This window comes from Methanofollis sp. UBA420 (genome assembly GCF_002498315.1).
GTDB lineage: Archaea > Halobacteriota > Methanomicrobia > Methanomicrobiales > Methanofollaceae > Methanofollis.
Genome location: NZ_DAGX01000005.1, coordinates 534,522 through 552,317 on the forward strand (window position 1 = coordinate 534,522; position 17,796 = coordinate 552,317).

The following is a 17,796-nucleotide window of genomic DNA, read 5'->3' on the forward strand; positions in this document are numbered from 1 at the left end:
GAGAAACGCCATCTCCCACGTGCGTTTTGCAAAAAAAACCGGCCGTAAAATGCATTGTTCACATGAGGAGAGATGCGAGGGATGATCTTCCTCATCACTTGCTCACGATCGGTCTGTCCCGGCCCGATCCCGGGCGGGATAGACCAAAAGGAGCATGAGAAAATCTGTGAAGTCCCCGGGAGAACACGGGTTCATCCCTGCACTCCTCATCCCGGGATGAACCCGACATGGAGAAGAGAACATGACACTGAATACGATTGACTGGAATGATGAATGGAAGAGCGTGATGATACAGCGCTCCGGATCGGCCGTCTCCACCTGTGCACAGCACTGGGACTCGGCCGAGAGTGCACGGAATTATCTCCGCGACTATGGTCGAGAGAACTCCAGCCACACCGACCGCGTCAGTGCGACCCTCGAAGCGCTGCACCTTTCCCCTGACTCGCGGGTGCTTGAGATCGGGAGCGGGCCCGGCGTGCTGACAGTACCGATCGCCTCACGGACAGCGCACGTGACAGCCGTCGAACCTTCGGACGGGATGATGACCGTACTGCAGGAGTACATGAAAAAAGAGGGGACCGAAAATATCAGGTGCGTGCAGAAGCGCTGGGAGGATGTCGCCGACGATGATCTCGAGCCCCAGTACGATCTCGTCCTCGCGTCCTTCTCGCTCGGGATGCCGGAGATCAAGACGGCGATCGAAAAGATGAACGCGGCATCCTCCGAGCGGGTGTGCCTCTTCTGGCATGCCGGAGAACCGCAATTCGAGACCCTCTACCGTCTGGCCCTGCCGCATATCCTCGGGACTGACTACGTCCCCGTACCGAAGGCCGATGTCCTCTTCAACCTCCTCTATGCGATGGGGATCTATCCTGATGTGAGGTATTTCGATTTCGAACAGATGCATGTATTCGATTCGGAGGAAGAGATGGCGAGACATTTCCTGTACGAGTATCATATCCCCTTCGATACAGGGAACCGGGGTTTGAGAGCATATCTGGAAGAGTATGTCGAAGAACAGGACGGCCGGTTCGTACACCATGAACGGTGGCCCTGCATGATGTTTCAGTGGAATGTGCAATGAAGCCACGGATCTCGATAGACTGGAACGAGGTCTGGACAGACCAGTACGAGCAGAGCAGCAGATGCAACGGCTCCGAGGAATGCGCAACAATCTGGGCGTCGAAGGAGCGGGCGCGTGAATTTCTGGAGCAGACGCGGCAGAACCCCGAACGGACCGGGCAGATCCTTGCCGGTCTCCCCCTCACCCCCGAGACGCGCCTTCTCGACGTGGGGGCGGGCCCCGGAACGCTTGCGATACCCCTCGCCGCCACCGTGGCCCATGTGACCGCCGTCGAACCGGCGGCAGGGATGGTCGCCGTGATGGAGGAGATGATCGCCGACGAGGGGATCACGAACATCTCCGTTGTCCCGAGACGGTGGGAGGAGGTCGACCCGCAGACGGACCTCGATCTTCCCTACGATATCGTCCTTGCCTCGTACTCGCTCGGGATGCCCGATCTCAGGGCGGCGATCGAGACGATGTGCAGGGCGTCGTCGCGGTGGGTGTACCTCTTCTGGTTCGCCGGGACGGCCTCCTGGGAGAGGCCGCTGATCGACCTCTGGCCGTCGTTCCACGGCACCGAATACCGGTGCTGGCCGAAGGCCGACGTCCTTTTCAATCTCCTGTACTCGATGGGGATCTATCCCAATGTCGAGTGTCGGCCGATGGAGCACATCCGCCGATTTCCGTCGCTGGATGTGGCGGTCGCCGAATACAGGCAGCAGTTCGACATTCAAAACCCTGATGACGAGCGCCTCCTCAGGGCCTACCTGCTCCGGCATCTCGCCGTCGAGAACGGCGAGTTTGTCCAGAGGGAGAAGAATATCCGTGTGAAGATCTGGTGGGAGGTGTAGGGATGCGGCAGAAACGTCTCATTCTTCATCCCGGTGGCGAGGGCGGCCGGATATGATCCAGACCGCTCCTCTCCAGATATCTCCGGGTCCACGGACACGCCGCGATACAGATCCCGCACATCGGGTGGACCAGTCCCAGGTCATCGACAGCCTTCTGACACTGCACATAACATGCCCGACTGTTCCAGAAGGCGTCCCGCTCGATCTCCGGTTCCCACCGACGACCGGAAGGGGCGGCGACAGGGCATGCCGTCCGGCACTCCTCGCACGTCCCGCAGTACGAGCGCTCGACCGGCGTGTCGGGGACGAGGGGCGCATCGGTGAGGACGGATGCAAACCGGATCGCAGAGCCGTATTCTCTGGTGACGAGAAGTGCACACTTCCCCACCCAGCCGAGACCCGCACGGGTGGCGGCGGTTTTGTGCGGAAATTCAGCGGAAAGAGTGTCCCGGTCGAAGTCTCCGGTCGACGGAGAGATTCCGGCAGCGCGGTATCCATGCTCTTCGAGGTACGCGACGAGATGGTCCTCCTGTGCCGCCAGACGCTCATTGACGGCGACGTATTCCCGGCCATAGGCAGATGAGGGGCCGGCAATAAGGGTTCTTACAATCGCAGGGTCCAGGGCGAGGCCCCAGACAACTGCGGTCTTGAGGTGAGGAAAAGGGCTGAGGCCTTCGGGGGAGAGGTCGGCGACCCCGATGAGAGATGCACCGAGATCACGGAGCAGCGTTCTGGTACCGAGAGTACGATCCTCCATCATCCAGATCTGGATGATTACCGTATAATAAACCCTTTTTTCTTCGACGAAGTGATCACCCGTGCATAGAAAGCGGGGGCGGCACGCCGGGCGGCAGGACGGATCCCGGGGGGGACGAACTTTCCTGAAGACCAATCCTCTCCCTGTCTTTTCATGATGCGGTAAAGTTTCGAGAGAATCTACGATCCGGCCGCATCCTCCACGGCGTCCAGCCACTCGTCCCTCCTCGTCGCAAGATAGACCACTGTCTGTCGACTCTCCCGAACCCGTTCACGAAGTGTCCGACCAAGTGCCGCCGCACATTCGGGACACGGGGCATAGAGGGCCGGGTCATGTTCCACCACGATGCTCCGCCTCTGGACCTCGCCAAGCAGAAGGAGGAGTTCCCTCGCGTCCTCCACCGCCCAGGCATCCACATCGCCCGCGAGCATGCCGCCAATCGCATCGAGGACCGGATGCGTCCTCCCGCAGAAGTAGACCGGCGGGGGGTCTGTCTCCCTGACGGCCAGGGCGACATCGTCCCGGGGTGCGACGAGGACGGTGAAGGCGGTCTGCCTGAGAACGGTCTTGTGATGCATATGTCCCTGTCCGCATCTCCGGATTATGATGATGGCGTGCGTGCGGTCTGAAAGTGTGTTCTGGTCTGTTGCACTTTTATCATCAGTAGCCCGATCTTTGCTTTTGGTGACACTTCTTAAGTAACCTCTCAGCACGGAGAAAATAATAGACTGGCTAATCGGAGGACTTAAAACTGGATGTGAGAATATTAACGCACTGATATCACAGGATTAACTATGAATACTACATGGCAAGCAATATCACGAGAAGCAGCCGTAGCTTCTGAGCACTTAGCAATAGGTGTCACAGCACTAGGAAGAGCGAACTATGCACAGCATGCATATTATGGACAGGCGTTCTTCGCGCTTACAATCGGTATTGAACGCTCCGCAAAACTAGCTTTGATGATTGACTATTTCTTGGTTCATGGAAAATTTCCTTCTAACAAGAAAATTCGTGAATATGGACACAACCTGAAAAATCTTCTTGAAAAGATGGATGAAATTGCCCCTCATTATAATTTATCTGACTCCAAGGATCGACTTCCGCGCTCAACTATTCATGATCAGATTATTGCTATCCTTTCAAACTTCGCCACAAACATAACTCGTTACTATAACCTCGATTTAGTCACTGGGGGGTCGGGCCCAGTAAGCCAAAACGATCCGATAAGCGAATGGTTCAAGCATGTTGCGTTACCGATGATAGAAAAACATTCGTTAAACCGTCAGATGGAAAAACTGCATTATAAAGCATGTATTGTTGATGAACTCATGAATGGTAATACTGTAGCATTATATCACAGTGAAACTGGTGAGAACATTGCCTCTCCATATAAATCTGCGATGCAGAAATCTATAACAGACATCACTACACCCTATGTTCGATTATACGTCATGCAGATTATTCGTTTTATAGGACGTTTGCTTATCGAGTTAGGCAACGCTGCACAAGAAAAAAAAGCAGAAGACATTCCATATCTGGCTGACTTTTTCGGAATTTACAACAATGAAGACAAATATTTCAAGGAACGGAAGATCTGGTCAATTTATCGACCATGATGAGTAGATTTACGACAGAAGGGCATACAATGAGGTAGTGTTTCAGATCTTCGGCTTTATAGAAACCCTCACCTTTTCCATGTATGGACGTGACCCAACCGCCTTCCTCCATCTTCGCGCCGGGGGACTACCAGCGAAACCTTCGGTTTCTCGACTCCCTTCGATCGTTCCCCCGGACCCCCGCTCAGGATTGGACCTCAAAGGGGCGAACTTGCATTTTGAGGGGGAGACTGCCCTCCATCCCCTATCCTAATGGCAGGGGGACCGGGGGGTGGCAGCCCCCCGGAAGAGACGTTCGAGAACAGGATTTCTACAGAGCCCAACTGAAAAAGTTCAGTGATCCCCGACACTAGCCTATCAGAACCACCCATACTTTTTGTGTGCCTGCTCGATTGACATCACCGCGAGGATCCGCACTTCTTTTTCTGGTTCGTGGATCCTGTAAAATGCAGTGTAGGTGTGGCTGATGTGAAGTCGATAGGTATCATCACGGCCTTGCACACAGAGGCGCTCTTTGTCGCTTCCATTGCCAGGATAGGGATCCTCGACAAGAGTGGAGAGTTTGTCCATGATGATCCGCTGGCTTTTTGGACTGAGGCGACGAAGGGACTCTCCGACCTTCCGATCAATCAGAATTTTGTACGCCAAAGTCCAGCTCCACGAAGTCACCTTCTTCTTCGATGCGGTCCATGTCTTCGATGAAGCGCCGCTTCTTTTCCTGCTCGATCATCGAGGCAAGGAGATCATCATAGGTCTGACCGGGACCTTTCAGGGTAGAGAGGTCAGACCATACCCCTTCTGAGACGGGCACGCGCTTTGTTGCAGACATGATAGGATTGTAAGTATTGATCATACTTACAATGATCGCACCACGAACCGGCACCCCCACTTTAAACGATTACGATCCTCCGGACGTGATCGTGGGGGGAAGGACCTGTCCCCTCTTGTTAACCGTTACACCCACCTGATCTTTGGGGTGATCGCAACGTACGACGCCGCTTATGCTCAGTACGAAGCAGAGAGGGATGAAAATCTTCTTGTGGATCTATATGAAATCCCGGACAGCAAGGTGACGATCAACATGAATGACGCACACCGGATCGAAAGACCAGCTCGATAGTCGGTAGACGCAGATGTGGATTGGCAGAAATACGACGAGATCATGGGATTGACAGAGGGATGATGATGGCGCCGGACATGCGCCGGTACATCCTGGCGACACGCCTTGCGCAGTGCGGTTCATCCTCCGCAGGGTATACCACAATCAACAGTGTTGATTTAAAAGTGTTGCGCCGACCATAACGAGTATCAGAGGCACAAAAAGACTCTGTTTTCAAAAAGACCCGGACAAAAGAAACAGAGCCGCCGGAAGGCTCGCACGCGCAGAAGCCACCAGAGGGCATCATTCCCGCGACAGGGGCGGGCACAAACCAACAAGCAATGTCAGAAAACATTACCCCGACGAGGCTACGATCCACGGGGCTTGAGAAAAGTGGGATAAACCCACAAATTAGCGACCTAGGCGGTACAGGGCATCGAAACAGAATGAACGCGCCTGCGGCAGGAGATCATTGATTCTTTCAAACTCCCCCACGGTCCAAGATTGCGAACGATCAATTAAACCTCTGAATACTGCACCCACTCCCCATTCTTTAAGATCCATCAGGCCAAGTTCATAAAACACAGCAATCTGTTGATTTTTCTTAGTCCCACACTCTATCAGGGTATTAAGACGCTCTAGTTCCATGGATACTGATTGAATGAGAGTATCTGACTCTCCTTCTCGGCGCCGAGGTACTACAAAAATATGGGCATCACTTTCATTAATCAGGCGTTCGCTCAATTCCCTGTCCCAAACAGACTTGCTTATCCCACCTATATTTCCACTTCCATCATCAAGATCCTCCGATATCCGGGCGTTATATCCAAGTTTCCGGAGAGAGTCGCGCAGACGGATCAGATCCTCCTTTCGGTTATTATAAAAAGATCCGTAGATTCCTATTGGGGTCTGCGCTTTGAGGGATTCTAATCGTGCAAGACGTGCATTTATGATATCGATTGTGGAGAGGGGGGTAAGCATCAAAAAGGGTTGGGGTGGGTGAGGGTATTACTTTGACGGACTGATTGCTTCAGGGGGTATTGGTGATCGACACCAAGATAAACAAAAAAATTCATATCAGTTAGGAATCTATAACTGAAATTGCTGGGAGTGAGTGAATGATGAATGAGGAGGTAGTCGAGCGATATCTCAACCTCGTGCCGTTGGAAATCCGCGAGGCATTCAATGCCCTCTCAAGCGGTCAAAGATGGGCAGTATATATTGCACTGACTACTGAAGGGCAGAAATATTTCAACGAAGTGAAGGAGCAATTTGGGGCAAATCCAAACACTATGGCACCGATCCTGAAGGATCTGGTTAATGGGGGCCTTGTGGCCAGGAAGGTGCAGGTCAAGGACATAGGAGATCGCCGGAAGATCTACTACGAACCAACAGCGATGGGTACAAACCTGTTTGCTACGATTTATGAGGATCTTCTGCCTGAACGTTCACAGCAGAGCACAGAGACCCCACCCTGGTTGAGTCTGAAGGACGTTATGCCGTATTACAAACAAAAGTGGGATCAAAATGATTTTAAGATTGATCAAAGTGACAATCTGCCGAATTACATCTCTCGAAGAGATATACTCTTCTATTCAATAAATACAAAAAAGACAGAAAAAATTCTCCAGAAAATAGATATCGCGGATAGGATTGACATGGCAAACTGGAACAACACACTCGAACCACTCGAACAAAACAGACTCCACGGCCCAGAAAGTGTCGGGCTAAAAATCCCGGGACCATCATATGACGTCTCGTCGAGTTCAGGCCCCCAGTACGCCGAGGTAAAAAATGACTGATCAGGAAACGAAAGAGGAGCCATCATATGCCCTGAGCAATGATCCCCAATTTAGGACGGCCTATGTAACCGGCGCCTATGGAGGGTTGGATCCCAATGGGGGTCAGATTGTATTCTATCTCGACAACTTCGAACCCAGAGTCGAGGAAAAAACAGGAGTGATGAATATCGGTAGGATTAGACGGAACCAGATCATCGACATCCGAATGTCGCCGCATCAGTTTATCTCTATCGCCGAGTGGATGATGAGCCACGCGGAAGCATACAAAAAACAAATGCAAAACGAGAAGTTACCATAAACTCTATAAGTCACCCCCTCGTTGTGGAAGTCACCACAACAAAATACTCTTTTGTGAATTATTACACGTCCGTCCTCCAGGAGTTGAAAGGGAAGACACGCAGGTTGGACGGGGGAAAGGGGGGCGCAGACACCGATCCCCCGTGTACCAGCGGAGGACTCCCCCATAACCACACATCGATCCACGACCCTTGAAAGGCAAAGGAAAAGACTTATTTTTCAGAACGGTGATGATCCAGTGCGGTGCCGCACCGGAAAAACTTCGGAAGATCTATCCTTAGAAAATACGTGCGCTGGAGGCTTCTTTTCAAAAAGGGATTAAGGAAACAGATCCTTGAAGCCGCCGGAGGGAATTGAACCCTCGACCTGCTGATTACGAATCAGCCGCTATACCGCTAAGCCACGGCGGCAGGTACTCTATCATATTGACCCCGCGGAATTATAAAGATACTCATCGGTGCGGGCCCGGACCCCCGCCTCTCCGGGGGAGGGAGAGGAAGAGCGCGGCAAGGAAGAGGCCGAGGGCCGCGGGGAGGAGGAGGCGCTCCCGCAGGAGGTAGCCCGCCCAGAAACCGAAGATCAGCACGGCGCTCGCGGCGACGGAGGGCGGGACCGTCTCCCCCGCGGCAAAACGGTCGCGGACGAGGTGACGGAAGAGGGCGGCGTAGAGGAGGCCCGTTATGGCCCAGCCGACGAAGTTCGCCGCCGGGACGCCGTAGTACGGGCCGGGGGCGTCCCAGGCCCAGAAACCGGCCCGCACCGCCGCCGGGTCGAGGACCAGGTCGGCGAGGAGGGCGAAGAGGGCGGTGGCCGGGAGGAAACGGCGGGCCTCCGTGCCGGCGAGGGAGGAGGCCGCCGCGGCAGAGGCGAGGAAGACCGGCGGGTAGGCGACGGCGACGGTCCAGGGGACCAGGCCGAAGGCCTTCGGGCCGAGGGCGCCGCCGTACGAGAAGCGGCCGTACGGCACCCCGGTCAGGACGGCGAGGGCCTCGACCAGGAGGGGGAGGACCGAGAGGAGGAGGAGAAGGGCGAGGCCCCGCCGCACTCCAAGCCACCGGATGAGGGCCGCATACGCGGGGAGGGCCATCAGGACCAGGAAGAGGGCCGACACCGCAGACGGCCCGGCCCCGAGATCGGCGAGGGCGAGGCCGGTTCCGAAAAAGATCAGGGCCGCCATCGCCGCCGCCACGCGCCACGACAAAATCATTCAGACGACCTTCGAGAGGGTGACCGCCGCGAAGGCGAGGCCGCCGAGGCCGGTGTTGAGGTACGGGAGGTACCAGTACACCGACGCCGTTTTCAGGGTGCGGACCGTGAGGAGGGCGAGGGGGACGGCCGGGAAGAGGAGGACCGCAAAACTCAGCGGGTGGAAACCCGCGAGGACGATGACGAGGGCCGCGAAGACCGACCAGAAGAGGAGGCAGAGGAGGAGGGACCGCCTCTCCCCGAGGACCACCGCCGTCGTCCTCACCCCCGCGGCGCGGTCGGCGGCGATGTCAGGCACCGCGGAGAAGAGGTGCATCGCCGCAATGTGGAAATAGCCCGCTGCGAGGAGGGCGAGAGGCGGGAGAGACCCCGCGGCCAGGAGATAACCGAAGACGCCCGGCATGATGTAGAGCATGTTCGAGGAGAAGTCCAGGACAGGCACATCCTTGAAGCGGAGGGGCGGGGCGCTGTAGAAGTAGGCGAGGAAGAGGAAGGTGGAGAAGACGACCATCTCCGGCGGCGTCTGCACCAGGAGGAGGAGGAGGCTGAGGGCGGAGACGGCGGCGAGGAGGCCGAAGAGGTCGCGGCGCTCGCGGTCCCTGAGGAGGTGCTCCTTTCCCCCCTTCTTCGGGTTCAGGCGGTCCGTCTCCCGGTCCCACCAGTCGTTGACCCCGTAGATGAAGAGGTTCGCCGGGAAGAAGAAGTAGACGAGGTAGACGGTGTACGCCGGCAGGAAGAACGCCTCCCACGACCCCATGCCCAGGGCGTAGCCGACGACGTACGTCCCGCCCGTGTAGATCCAGAACCTGAACCGGGAGACGGAGACGGCGAGGGAGAGGAGGCGGGTCATGGGCGGGTGAGGGGCAGGACGGCGTTCACGACCGCCCGCGCCACCGCCCGCGGCGGCGAGGGCTTCACCTTCCGCCGGTACACGACGAAGGGGTCGGCCAGGATCCGGAGGGCGGTCCAGCGGTACAGGTCGGACGCCGTCTTCACCGGCACGAGGGAGCGGCGCGGGATATGCCTGAACCCTGCCTCGGCCTCCTCCTGCCAGGCGAGGTACCGATCGACCTGTGCGGCGACGAAGGCCTCGAAGGCCCGCGGTGACGCCGCGGCGTCCCCGTACTCCAGGGACGGAAGGCCGAAGGCCGCCGCCTCCTCGGCCGGGAGATAGGTCCGGCCGAGGGCGAGGTCTTCGGGGATGTCCCTGATGAAGTTGATGTACTGCATCGCCTTCCCGAGGAGGCGGGCGGACGGGAGGGCGGCGTCGGGGAGGTCCATCACCCGCGCCATCATCATGCCGACCACCTCGGAGGAGCCGTACAGGTAGGTCTCCAGGTCGCGGACCGTCTCGTACCGCCCCTTCGTGAGGTCGCACGCCATGGAGCGGAGGAAGGCCTCCACCCAGGCCGGGTCTATCCCCGTCCTCCCGACGAGATCGACGAAGGGGTCGACGACCGGATCGCCCGTCTCCTCCCCGCGGATGGCCCGGCGGTAGAGGTCGCGGAGAGCGTAGAAACGGTCGGCCTCCTGCGGGACGGCGTCGACATAGTCGTCGGCGACCCTGACGAAGGAGTAGAGGACGAAGACGTCCTCCCGCACCTGCCGGGGAAAGAAGAGTGTGGAGTAGAAGTAGGTCGTGCTCCCGTGCCTGAAGATCCTGAAGTGGAGAGGCGAGACCATCGGCCACCTCACCCGGCTTTATGACGGTCGGCGATCTCCTGCGCCACGATCGTCGAGGAGATGAGGGTCATCGGCACGCCGATGCCCGGATGGGTGTACTGCCCGGTATAGTAGAGGTTCTCCACCCTCCGGCTCTGGTGGGCGGGCCGCCAGAGGGCCGTCTGGAGGAGGGTGTGGGAGAGGCCGAGGGCCGTGCCGCGGTAGGCGTTGTACCTCTCCGCGAAGTCGTCCAGGGCGAAGATCCGCTTCACGACGACGGCGTCCCTGAGGTCTTCCCCGAGCCTCGCCTCCAGGTCGTCGAGTACGCGGGCGTAGAGGTTTTCCCGGAGGGCGGGCGTGTCCTCCAGGCCCGGCGCGAGGGGCACCAGGATGAAGAGAGCCTCTCCCCCCGCGGGCGCGGCCGTCGGGTCGGTCTTCGACGGGACATTGACGTAGTACGAGGGGTTCTCCGGCCACGCGGCCTTTTTCGGGTCGAAGATCCTGTCGAAGCCCGCCTCCCAGTCCCTGTCCAGGAAGAGGGTGTGGTGGGCGAGGCCCGGCACCCGCCTGTCCAGGCCGAGATAGACGACGAAGGCCGAGGGGGCGAGGACGCGGGAGTGCCAGTACTTCTCCTGGTACGTGCGGTGGGCCGGGCCCAGCAGGTCGAGTTCGGCATGGGCGTAGTCGGCATTGACCAGGACGACGTCGGCGTCGCGCCTGCCCGTCGGCGTGACGACGCCCGTCGCCGTCTTTCCGGCCGTCTCGATCCGGGTCACCGGTTCGTCGAGGGCGATCTCGGCGCCGTGCGAGCGGGCGAGGGGGGCGATCGCCTCGACAACCGCCCGCATCCCCCCTGCCGGGTACCAGACGCCCATCGTCATGTCGATGTGGGACATGATATGGTAGAAGGATGGGGTGTTCCGCGGCGACCCGCCGAGAAAACCGATGGAGTACTGGACGATCTTTCTGGCATGGTCGCTCTCGAAGTGGCGCCTGACGAAGGTGTCAAGGCTCTCGAAGAGGTGCAGCCTGCTCCCCTGCAGGATGAGGCGTCCGCTGAGGAAGTCGAAGATCGACCGGTAATCGCGGTACAGGAACTCGTTGATGGAGAGGTCGTAGATGTCCCGCGCGGAGTCAAGGTACGCCTCCAGTTTCTTGCCGCCGCCCTCCTCGAAGGAGTCGAAGAGGGCGTAGTCCTGCGTGAGGTCGGCCCTGATGTCCACCGTATCCCCGTCGCCGAAGAAGACCCGGTAGGCGGGGTCGAGCCTCTTCAGGGGATAGAGGTCGGCAGGCCTCTTCCCGAAGGCCGCAAAGAATTTCTCGTACACGTCGGGCATCAGGTACCAGGACGGCCCCATGTCGAAGGAGAACCCGCCCTCCCGGTAGACGCCGGCCCTGCCGCCGACCTGCTCGTTCTTCTCGACCACCTCCACGTCGACGCCCTGCTGCGCGAGGAGGGCCGCGGCCGAAAGGCCGCCGAACCCCGCTCCGACGATGACTGTTTTCATGCCTGACCATCCCCCCGGGTCGTGCGCGACCCGGGGAGAGTCCGCGCGATCACTCTATAAATAGATGTCGTCCCTCAGCGCCGGGTCAGCACGAGATAGACGGCCACGAGAGCGATGATGATCGCCAGACCAAAACCGGAGAAGGTCACCGTGGAGATCGCCCCGCAGAGAATGGGGTTTTCAGGGCGCTCCGAGGAGAGCATGACCAGACCCGCCGCCAGGACGAAACCCGCCGCGACCATGCCGAGGAGGAGGATATTCGCGGCGTACCTGACAGAGGCGGCGAGGTCTGCCAGGTCGGCGCTCACGATGCCGATGGAGACGCCCCCGGCCGAGAGTTTCCTGAGCGTGGTGTTCGCCGTCTGCGGGAGTTCGACCGCGTCCCTGATCTGCCGGCGCACCGACGCCACCATGTGCTCCAGTCTCTCTGCCGAAAAGATCTGGCGCATACGGATCTTCCTGACCGCCGGTCCTGCCCGCGCCGGGAAATTAAACGAAGGGTCCAGGTTCAGGCAGATCGAGGTGAGAAAGAGGAGGACCTTGATCACCTGCATCAGCGAGAGAGGGACACGGAGGTGGTAGCGCCTGAGGGTCTCCGGGATCTCTTCCATCACCCCCCTGATGTCCACCATGCCGATCTCGTACGACCCGAGGCCCCGGAGGGTGGCATAGATCTCGTCCTTGAAGAGGTCGACGGTCCCGTCCCTGGGAGCGATCCCCAGGTCGCGGTAGGCCTCGACGACCGCGTCCGTGTCCTCGTCGACGACACCGTAGACGAGGCGGATGAAGGCGTCCCGGCGTTCGGGGCGGAGTATCCCGACGGTCCCGAAGTCGACGAAGGCGAGAGACCCGGCCCTGGTCACCAGGAGGTTGCCGGGGTGGGGGTCGGCGTGGAAGAAACCGTCCTCGAAGACCTGCTTCAGGTACACGGCGAGCAGGATGTCGGCGATACGTGTCGGAGAGACGTCGAGCGCCCTGATCCCGTCGAGGTCGTCGATCCGTACGCCGTCGATGAAGGTCATGGTCAGCAGGCGGGGCCCCGAGTACTCCCAGACGATCGCGGGGACGACGACGCGGGGAAAGTCCTCCAGGTTGCGGGCGAGGGCCGCGGCGTTCTTCCCCTCCTGCACGAAGTCGAGTTCCCGCCTGATCTGGAGGGCGAACTCCTGCACGAGGCCTGTCGGGTTGTAGACGACAAGGTCGGGGCGGTGACGCTCGACCCGCCGGGCGAGGGAGGCGAGGATCTCCAGGTCGTCCTCGATCACCTTCCTGATGCCGGGGCGCTGCACCTTGACGGCGACGACCCTCCCGTCCTTCAGGACGGCCCGGTGGACCTGGGCGAGGGACGCCGCCGCAACGGGTTCTTCATCGAAGGAGGCGAAGGCCTCGGCGATCGGGCCGCACTCCTCCTCGACGATCGGCCGGATCGCCTCGAAGGGGAGGGGGGCCACCGTGTCTGTCAGCATCTCCAGTTCCTCGACGAGGCCCCGCGGCAGCACCTCGCGGCGGGTGCTCAGGATCTGCCCGAACTTGATGAAGGTGGGGCCGAGTTCCTCGATCGCCAGGCGGACCCGGCGGTACACCGGGTCGGGAGCGGTCTCCCCCCGGCCTTTCCCGATCCCGGGTTCTGCCCGAGGGGGAAAGGCGCCCTCGACGACGGCGCCCAGGCCGTACTTCGCCAGAACGCCGACAATCTGCCGGTACCTGCCCAGTTGTCGGATCATGGCCCCGACGCAAAGGGAGTACGACCAGATATATAAAACAGGCACAGGAGGTGCCGGAAAAAAGAGCGACGAGAGGGGGCGACAGTGCTTACGAGTAGCCCCGCATGGTCACGTTCGTGTCTCCCGTCTTCTCCGCGGGAGGCTGGATCGTCCCGAACTTCTCCTCGTAGTCCTTCATGCTCCGGGCGAGGACGCCGAGAAGATTTTTCGCATGTTTCGGGGTGATGGAGACGATCGCCTTCGCCCGGGCCTGGTTCGTGCCCGGGATCTCGTGGAGGAAGATGAACGTGAACTCGTCCTCCTTGTAGGCGACCTGGATGCGGTTTGCATAGACCGGGTCGAGAGTCTGGGGGAGATTGACCGCAATCTCGTTCTGAGACATAGCATAAGATATAAACAGGTACCCATTAAGGGTTTGTGCGATGGACGCACCCGGGAGGGACCGCGGGAAGGTCGGGGTCGCATCGGTCGCCGCCGCTCATTTCTGCCCCCTCCGTCTCTACCTGGACAGGAAGGAGGAGAGGGAGGAGCCGCCGCGGTACGCGGTCTGCAAGCAGGTCTCGTACCACCTGGGCACGCCCTTCGACCCGGGCGAGGTCTGGGAGGAGGTGCTCGCGGTCCTCCCCCATGCGGGCGAGGAGGAGCACCACCTCTTCGCGCAGTGCATGGAGAATTGCCGGGACAAAGAGTGGATTCTTTTTTCGGACTTCGACGTCCCGGTCTCGTCTGAGCGTCTCGGCATCAGGGGCGTCGTGGACAAGGTGGACCCGGCCCTGCCGGCCTTCGCGATCACGCGGGCGGGCGAGGCGCCGAAGGCGGGCGTCCATGCGGCGGACCGCCTCCGGGTCGCCTGCTACGTTGCGTGCGTGCGGGACTCGCTCGGCCTCGACGTGGAGGGGGGATGGGTGGAGTACGTCCCCTCGGGGGTGATCCGCGTCTGCACGCCGGGGCCGCGGGACAGGCGGGCGATGGTCAGGGCGATCGCCGCCGCGAAGAACGTGGACGAGGGGCGGATACCGCGAAAGCCCCTCAACCCGCCGTGCACCCGCTGCCCGCACCAGGAGAGGTGCGCACCCGGGCCGCGGAGGCTTTCGGAGTTGTTGTAAGTACTCCCCGGTAAGATTCGGGGGATGTCCAGATATTTCAGCCCGGCGAGTGCGATTCCAATCTCGGTAGGGAGTCCGGGGCTCTGAAAAATCAGGAATGATCGGATCGATGGATCCCCCGGATTCCATAAACAACCGTGCGCATCCCCCTGCCTTCCCTACATCCTCCGCCGGGGGACTTCTCGCTGTCGCTCGTCCAGCGCTTCGTCTTCTCGACTCCCTTCGGTCGTTCCCCCATACCCCCGGAATTAGGATAGGACGGGGGAAGAGCGATGTAAATTCGCGGAGGGGAGATTGCCGTATCCCCGTCTATCCTGAGCGGGGGTCTGGGGGCGTAGTCCCCCAGCGCGTGTTTGGGAGAAGGCAGTGGATCGGTGTCTCTTCTGGGTGACTACACCTCGAAAAACTACGTTTTTCTCAAGTTCGCTGACGCCCACTGCCTCCGATACAGGATAGAGGGTGGATGACAGACCCCTGGACGAGCGGCGCGGACCCGCTGCCTTCCCCACACCCTCCACCGGGGGACTGCTCGAAGGTCTTCGACCTTCTCATGCTCACTTCGTTCGCACCTCGAAGACCTGATGGTCTTCTCGTCGCCCCCGGACCCCCGATCTCAGGATAGGACGGGGGAAGGGTAAACGCTGCACTCAAGAATGAAGGGGAGACATCAATCCGATCATGGGGGTGATGGCGGAAAAACGAACGCGATTTCCGGGATATAATCCGTACAAAAAAAAAAGAAAACTCAGCCCTGTTCCATCAGCGTCTTCGAGAGAATATACTCGCCCTTCGCCTCGCGGGTCGTGCCGACGATGAGCCACTGCGTGTCGCCGTGCTGTTCGAGAACGCCCTGCGCCTCGATCGTCTCGCCCGCAAGGGCCTGGCCCGAATAGGTGTGGGTGAAGGAGATGACGCGGGAGACCGTCTCGTGCTCCACCTCGTAGACGGCGGGCGCGTCGAAGGCGTGGGAGGCGTCGGTCACCGTCGCCTCGATCGTCGCCCGGCCGAGCACCGTCCCCTTCCCCGAGGGTGCCGAGGCGAGGGCGTCGTATGCCCGCGTATACAGCAGGTCGAAGTAGGTGCCGCCGAACTCGCCGCGGTTCCACTTCCTCCCCTCGTGGAGGACGAAGGCGTCGAAGGAGATCTCCGGGACGCGCTTCGTGTAGACCTTTTGCCACATCTCCTCGCTCATCGCCGGCACCTTCCCCTCTCCGACGAGGCGCTTCAACTGCGCCTGCGCCGAGAACCACGCCGGCCCGTAGACGACCAGGTCGATGTCGGAGGCGCCGTTCTCGACGCCGATGAGACGGGACCCCGTGCAGCCCACGCTCCCCGCCGGGAGGTCGAAGAGGGAGAGGAGACGCCTCACCCTCTCGTCGCGGGATGCGATCCAGTCGATCCTCTCGTCGGGTTTGTAGACCCGCACGATGTCCGCGGGCGGCACCCGGTGGAGGTCGGCGAGGTACTGCGGCTTGTGCTCCCTGATATACGCGAAGGCAGGCCCGAAATCGAGTTTGGAGAAGTGCCTGCCCGCGGGGTCGACACGCTCCCCCGCCGGGTCGGGGACGTACCTGAGGACGCACCCGACCCTCTCCGCATTGTCGTAGGCGGAGACGGCGTAGATCAGGCCGTCCCTGTCCTCGACGAAATCGCGCAGCCGGATCGGCGTCATGCCATATCCCTGAGGAATGCTCCCACCTCCTCGATCTCTGCACCGGCGCGGACCACCGTCCTGTTCACCAGGTCGACGACCGTGCTCGGCGTCCCCGGCAGTCTGCCCCCGTCGATGAGGAAGTCGTGGGGGACATGGACGTCGTTGACCGTCACCGGGTCGGCGGCGCCGTGGATGTTCGCCGAGGTCGCCGTGATCGGGGCGTCGAGTTCCCTGATGATCGCCAGGGGCACCGGGTGGTCGGGGATGCGGACCCCGATCAGGCCGGTGCCGACGGTGAGAATGTCGGGGAGACAGGACTTCGCCTTCAGGATGACGGTCACCGGGCCGGGGAGGAAGCGGTCGACGAAGGCGTCCGCAAACCTGTCCACGCAGGCGACCGCGCCGAGCATCTCGATGTCCGAGACCGCGACCGAGATCGGCATGGACCGCGGGCGCATCTTCGCCTCGTACACGCGTTCGATGGCATATTCGGAAAGGGCATCGGCCCCGAGGCCGTAGATCGTGTCCGTCGGGTACACGACGAGACCGTCGTGCCCGAGCACCTTCACCGCCTGATGAATGATAGATTCGTCCATCTCAGAACTCCCGTCCGCAGACGCGATAGATATCGAAGACCGCACGCTTCGAGACGTGCATCACTGCAAAGACGCCGGCCTGAATAGGGTCGGTGACGACGAGGTCGGCGTGGTTCGGGACGCTCCCCGCCATCTTCAGGGCGATGACCGGGATACCCGCGGCCCGCACCTTGTCGACGGCCTCGGAGATCGTCCCGCCCATCAGGGAACCGGCAAGAACGAGTATGGAGGCTCTCGGGAGGCGGGCAACGGCGTCGACGGCTTCGGCAAGGTCTTTCTCGCCGACCAGGGGGATCGTGTCCACCGAGATCCTCTCGCCCCTGATATTGTGTCTGTCGGCCTCGTTCACCGCACCGAGCGCCACCTGCGCGACCTGGGCCCCGCCGCCGATGATGATGACTCTGGAGCCGAAGATCCGGGAGAAGGTGTCGTGGGTCGAGACATGGCGGACGGTCGGGATCGTGAGGAGACCGGAGATCGCGTCCGCGATGCCGCCGGTGCACTCGACCTCGAAGTAAAAGAGCGCCTTCCCGGCGTCGGAGCCGGATGCCATGATCGACTGCTGGACGGTGAGCACGTTTGCGGCGTTCCCGGCCATCACCGCGGCGATGTCCCTGAGGACGCCGGGCTGGTTGTCGGCGATGATGCTGAGAGCGTGGAGCTCCACGATATCGAGCGATTGCAGATGTTCAGATTCTTCCATACCCGCTGAGACGGGCCCCAATCGGTGCCGGACCCGCCCCCTCCCTCTTTGAGGAGTATTTGAATCCGGACAACATAAGGTGTGTGGTGCGGCAATTCTCCATGGATCGGCGGATACGGCCGGAGGTGTGCGGGTGTGCCGCCTTT

General features: G+C 60.3%; 20 protein-coding genes and 1 tRNA gene. 6 read left to right on the plus strand and 15 right to left on the minus strand.

What is annotated here, in order from left to right; genetic code table 11:
* The first annotated feature begins 241 nt into the window (after positions 1 to 241).
* A complete protein-coding gene (locus tag BP869_RS08780; protein WP_342678796.1) occupies positions 242 to 1,084 on the plus strand; it encodes a class I SAM-dependent methyltransferase in 843 nt (280 codons plus the stop codon).
* Entirely contained in the window at positions 1,081 to 1,917 is an 837-nt protein-coding gene (locus BP869_RS08785; RefSeq protein WP_342678798.1) for a class I SAM-dependent methyltransferase, read from the plus strand. Before BP869_RS08780 ends, BP869_RS08785 begins: the two co-directional genes overlap by 4 nt.
* 25 nt (positions 1,918 to 1,942) lie before the next feature.
* Here the strand turns inward: BP869_RS08785 and BP869_RS08790 are convergent, their stop codons facing one another.
* A complete protein-coding gene (locus BP869_RS08790) occupies positions 1,943 to 2,677 on the minus strand; it encodes an epoxyqueuosine reductase (RefSeq protein WP_342678800.1) in 735 nt (244 codons plus the stop codon).
* A 176-nt stretch (positions 2,678 to 2,853) separates the two neighbouring features.
* Complete coding sequence (locus tag BP869_RS08795; protein WP_342678802.1) at positions 2,854 to 3,252, minus strand: hypothetical protein; 399 nt, start codon at positions 3,250 to 3,252, stop codon at positions 2,854 to 2,856.
* A 216-nt stretch (positions 3,253 to 3,468) separates the two neighbouring features.
* Between BP869_RS08795 and BP869_RS08800 the strand changes: the two genes are divergently transcribed.
* Complete coding sequence (locus BP869_RS08800; protein ID WP_342678804.1) at positions 3,469 to 4,293, plus strand: hypothetical protein; 825 nt, start codon at positions 3,469 to 3,471, stop codon at positions 4,291 to 4,293.
* Positions 4,294 to 4,650: 357 nt separating this feature from the next.
* Here BP869_RS08800 and BP869_RS08805 read toward each other — a convergent pair whose 3' ends face one another.
* From BP869_RS08805 to BP869_RS08815, 3 genes are all read right to left on the minus strand, one after another.
* Entirely contained in the window at positions 4,651 to 4,962 is a 312-nt protein-coding gene (locus tag BP869_RS08805) for a type II toxin-antitoxin system RelE family toxin (RefSeq protein ID WP_342678806.1), read from the minus strand.
* Entirely contained in the window at positions 4,919 to 5,146 is a 228-nt protein-coding gene (locus tag BP869_RS08810; RefSeq protein WP_342678808.1) for a hypothetical protein, read from the minus strand. The genes BP869_RS08805 and BP869_RS08810 overlap by 44 nt, the downstream gene beginning before the upstream one ends.
* A gap of 657 nt (positions 5,147 to 5,803) precedes the next feature.
* Positions 5,804 to 6,373, minus strand: coding sequence for a hypothetical protein (locus BP869_RS08815; protein ID WP_342678809.1), 570 nt, complete (start codon positions 6,371 to 6,373; stop codon positions 5,804 to 5,806).
* A gap of 137 nt (positions 6,374 to 6,510) precedes the next feature.
* Between BP869_RS08815 and BP869_RS08820 the strand changes: the two genes are divergently transcribed.
* Positions 6,511 to 7,194 carry a MarR family winged helix-turn-helix transcriptional regulator gene (locus BP869_RS08820; protein WP_342678811.1) on the plus strand — a complete coding sequence of 228 codons (684 nt, stop codon included), beginning with the start codon at positions 6,511 to 6,513 and terminating at the stop codon, positions 7,192 to 7,194.
* The gene (locus BP869_RS08825; protein WP_300165866.1) at positions 7,187 to 7,492 is read left to right on the plus strand and encodes a hypothetical protein; all 306 of its coding nucleotides are present in this window, start codon (positions 7,187 to 7,189) and stop codon (positions 7,490 to 7,492) included. Before BP869_RS08820 ends, BP869_RS08825 begins: the two co-directional genes overlap by 8 nt.
* Positions 7,493 to 7,829: 337 nt before the next feature.
* Here BP869_RS08825 and BP869_RS08830 read toward each other — a convergent pair.
* From BP869_RS08830 to BP869_RS08860, 7 genes are all read right to left on the minus strand, one after another.
* A tRNA-Thr gene (locus BP869_RS08830) sits at positions 7,830 to 7,901 on the minus strand.
* Positions 7,902 to 7,942: 41 nt separating this feature from the next.
* A complete protein-coding gene (locus BP869_RS08835; protein WP_342678814.1) occupies positions 7,943 to 8,698 on the minus strand; it encodes a carotenoid biosynthesis protein in 756 nt (251 codons plus the stop codon).
* Positions 8,699 to 9,547, minus strand: coding sequence for a prenyltransferase (locus BP869_RS08840; RefSeq protein ID WP_342678816.1), 849 nt, complete (start codon positions 9,545 to 9,547; stop codon positions 8,699 to 8,701).
* Positions 9,544 to 10,380: a phytoene/squalene synthase family protein gene (locus BP869_RS08845; RefSeq protein ID WP_342678818.1), complete on the minus strand. Its 837-nt coding sequence runs from the start codon at positions 10,378 to 10,380 to the stop codon at positions 9,544 to 9,546. The genes BP869_RS08840 and BP869_RS08845 overlap by 4 nt, the downstream gene beginning before the upstream one ends.
* A gap of 8 nt (positions 10,381 to 10,388) precedes the next feature.
* Positions 10,389 to 11,867 carry a phytoene desaturase family protein gene (locus BP869_RS08850; RefSeq protein WP_342678820.1) on the minus strand — a complete coding sequence of 493 codons (1,479 nt, stop codon included), beginning with the start codon at positions 11,865 to 11,867 and terminating at the stop codon, positions 10,389 to 10,391.
* Positions 11,868 to 11,941: 74 nt separating this feature from the next.
* Positions 11,942 to 13,591, minus strand: coding sequence for an AarF/ABC1/UbiB kinase family protein (locus BP869_RS08855; protein ID WP_342678822.1), 1,650 nt, complete (start codon positions 13,589 to 13,591; stop codon positions 11,942 to 11,944).
* Positions 13,592 to 13,679: 88 nt separating this feature from the next.
* On the minus strand, positions 13,680 to 13,973 hold the full coding sequence (locus BP869_RS08860) for a DUF3467 domain-containing protein (protein ID WP_342678824.1): 294 nt from the start codon (positions 13,971 to 13,973) through the stop codon (positions 13,680 to 13,682).
* Between the two features lie 40 nt (positions 13,974 to 14,013).
* Here BP869_RS08860 and BP869_RS08865 point away from each other — a divergent pair, with 40 nt between their 5' ends.
* On the plus strand, positions 14,014 to 14,697 hold the full coding sequence (locus BP869_RS08865) for a Dna2/Cas4 domain-containing protein (protein WP_342678826.1): 684 nt from the start codon (positions 14,014 to 14,016) through the stop codon (positions 14,695 to 14,697).
* A 745-nt stretch (positions 14,698 to 15,442) separates the two neighbouring features.
* On the opposite strand, the gene BP869_RS08870 is transcribed toward BP869_RS08865, so the two are convergent.
* From BP869_RS08870 to BP869_RS08880, 3 genes are read right to left on the minus strand one after another with little or no spacing between them, the layout of a single operon-like run.
* The gene (locus BP869_RS08870; RefSeq protein WP_342678828.1) at positions 15,443 to 16,369 is read right to left on the minus strand and encodes a nucleotidyltransferase domain-containing protein; all 927 of its coding nucleotides are present in this window, start codon (positions 16,367 to 16,369) and stop codon (positions 15,443 to 15,445) included.
* Entirely contained in the window at positions 16,366 to 16,947 is a 582-nt protein-coding gene (locus BP869_RS08875; RefSeq protein ID WP_342678830.1) for an L-threonylcarbamoyladenylate synthase, read from the minus strand. The genes BP869_RS08870 and BP869_RS08875 overlap by 4 nt, the downstream gene beginning before the upstream one ends.
* Position 16,948: 1 nt before the next feature.
* Entirely contained in the window at positions 16,949 to 17,650 is a 702-nt protein-coding gene (locus BP869_RS08880) for a DUF5612 domain-containing protein (protein ID WP_342678832.1), read from the minus strand.
* Positions 17,651 to 17,796: the final 146 nt, after the last annotated feature.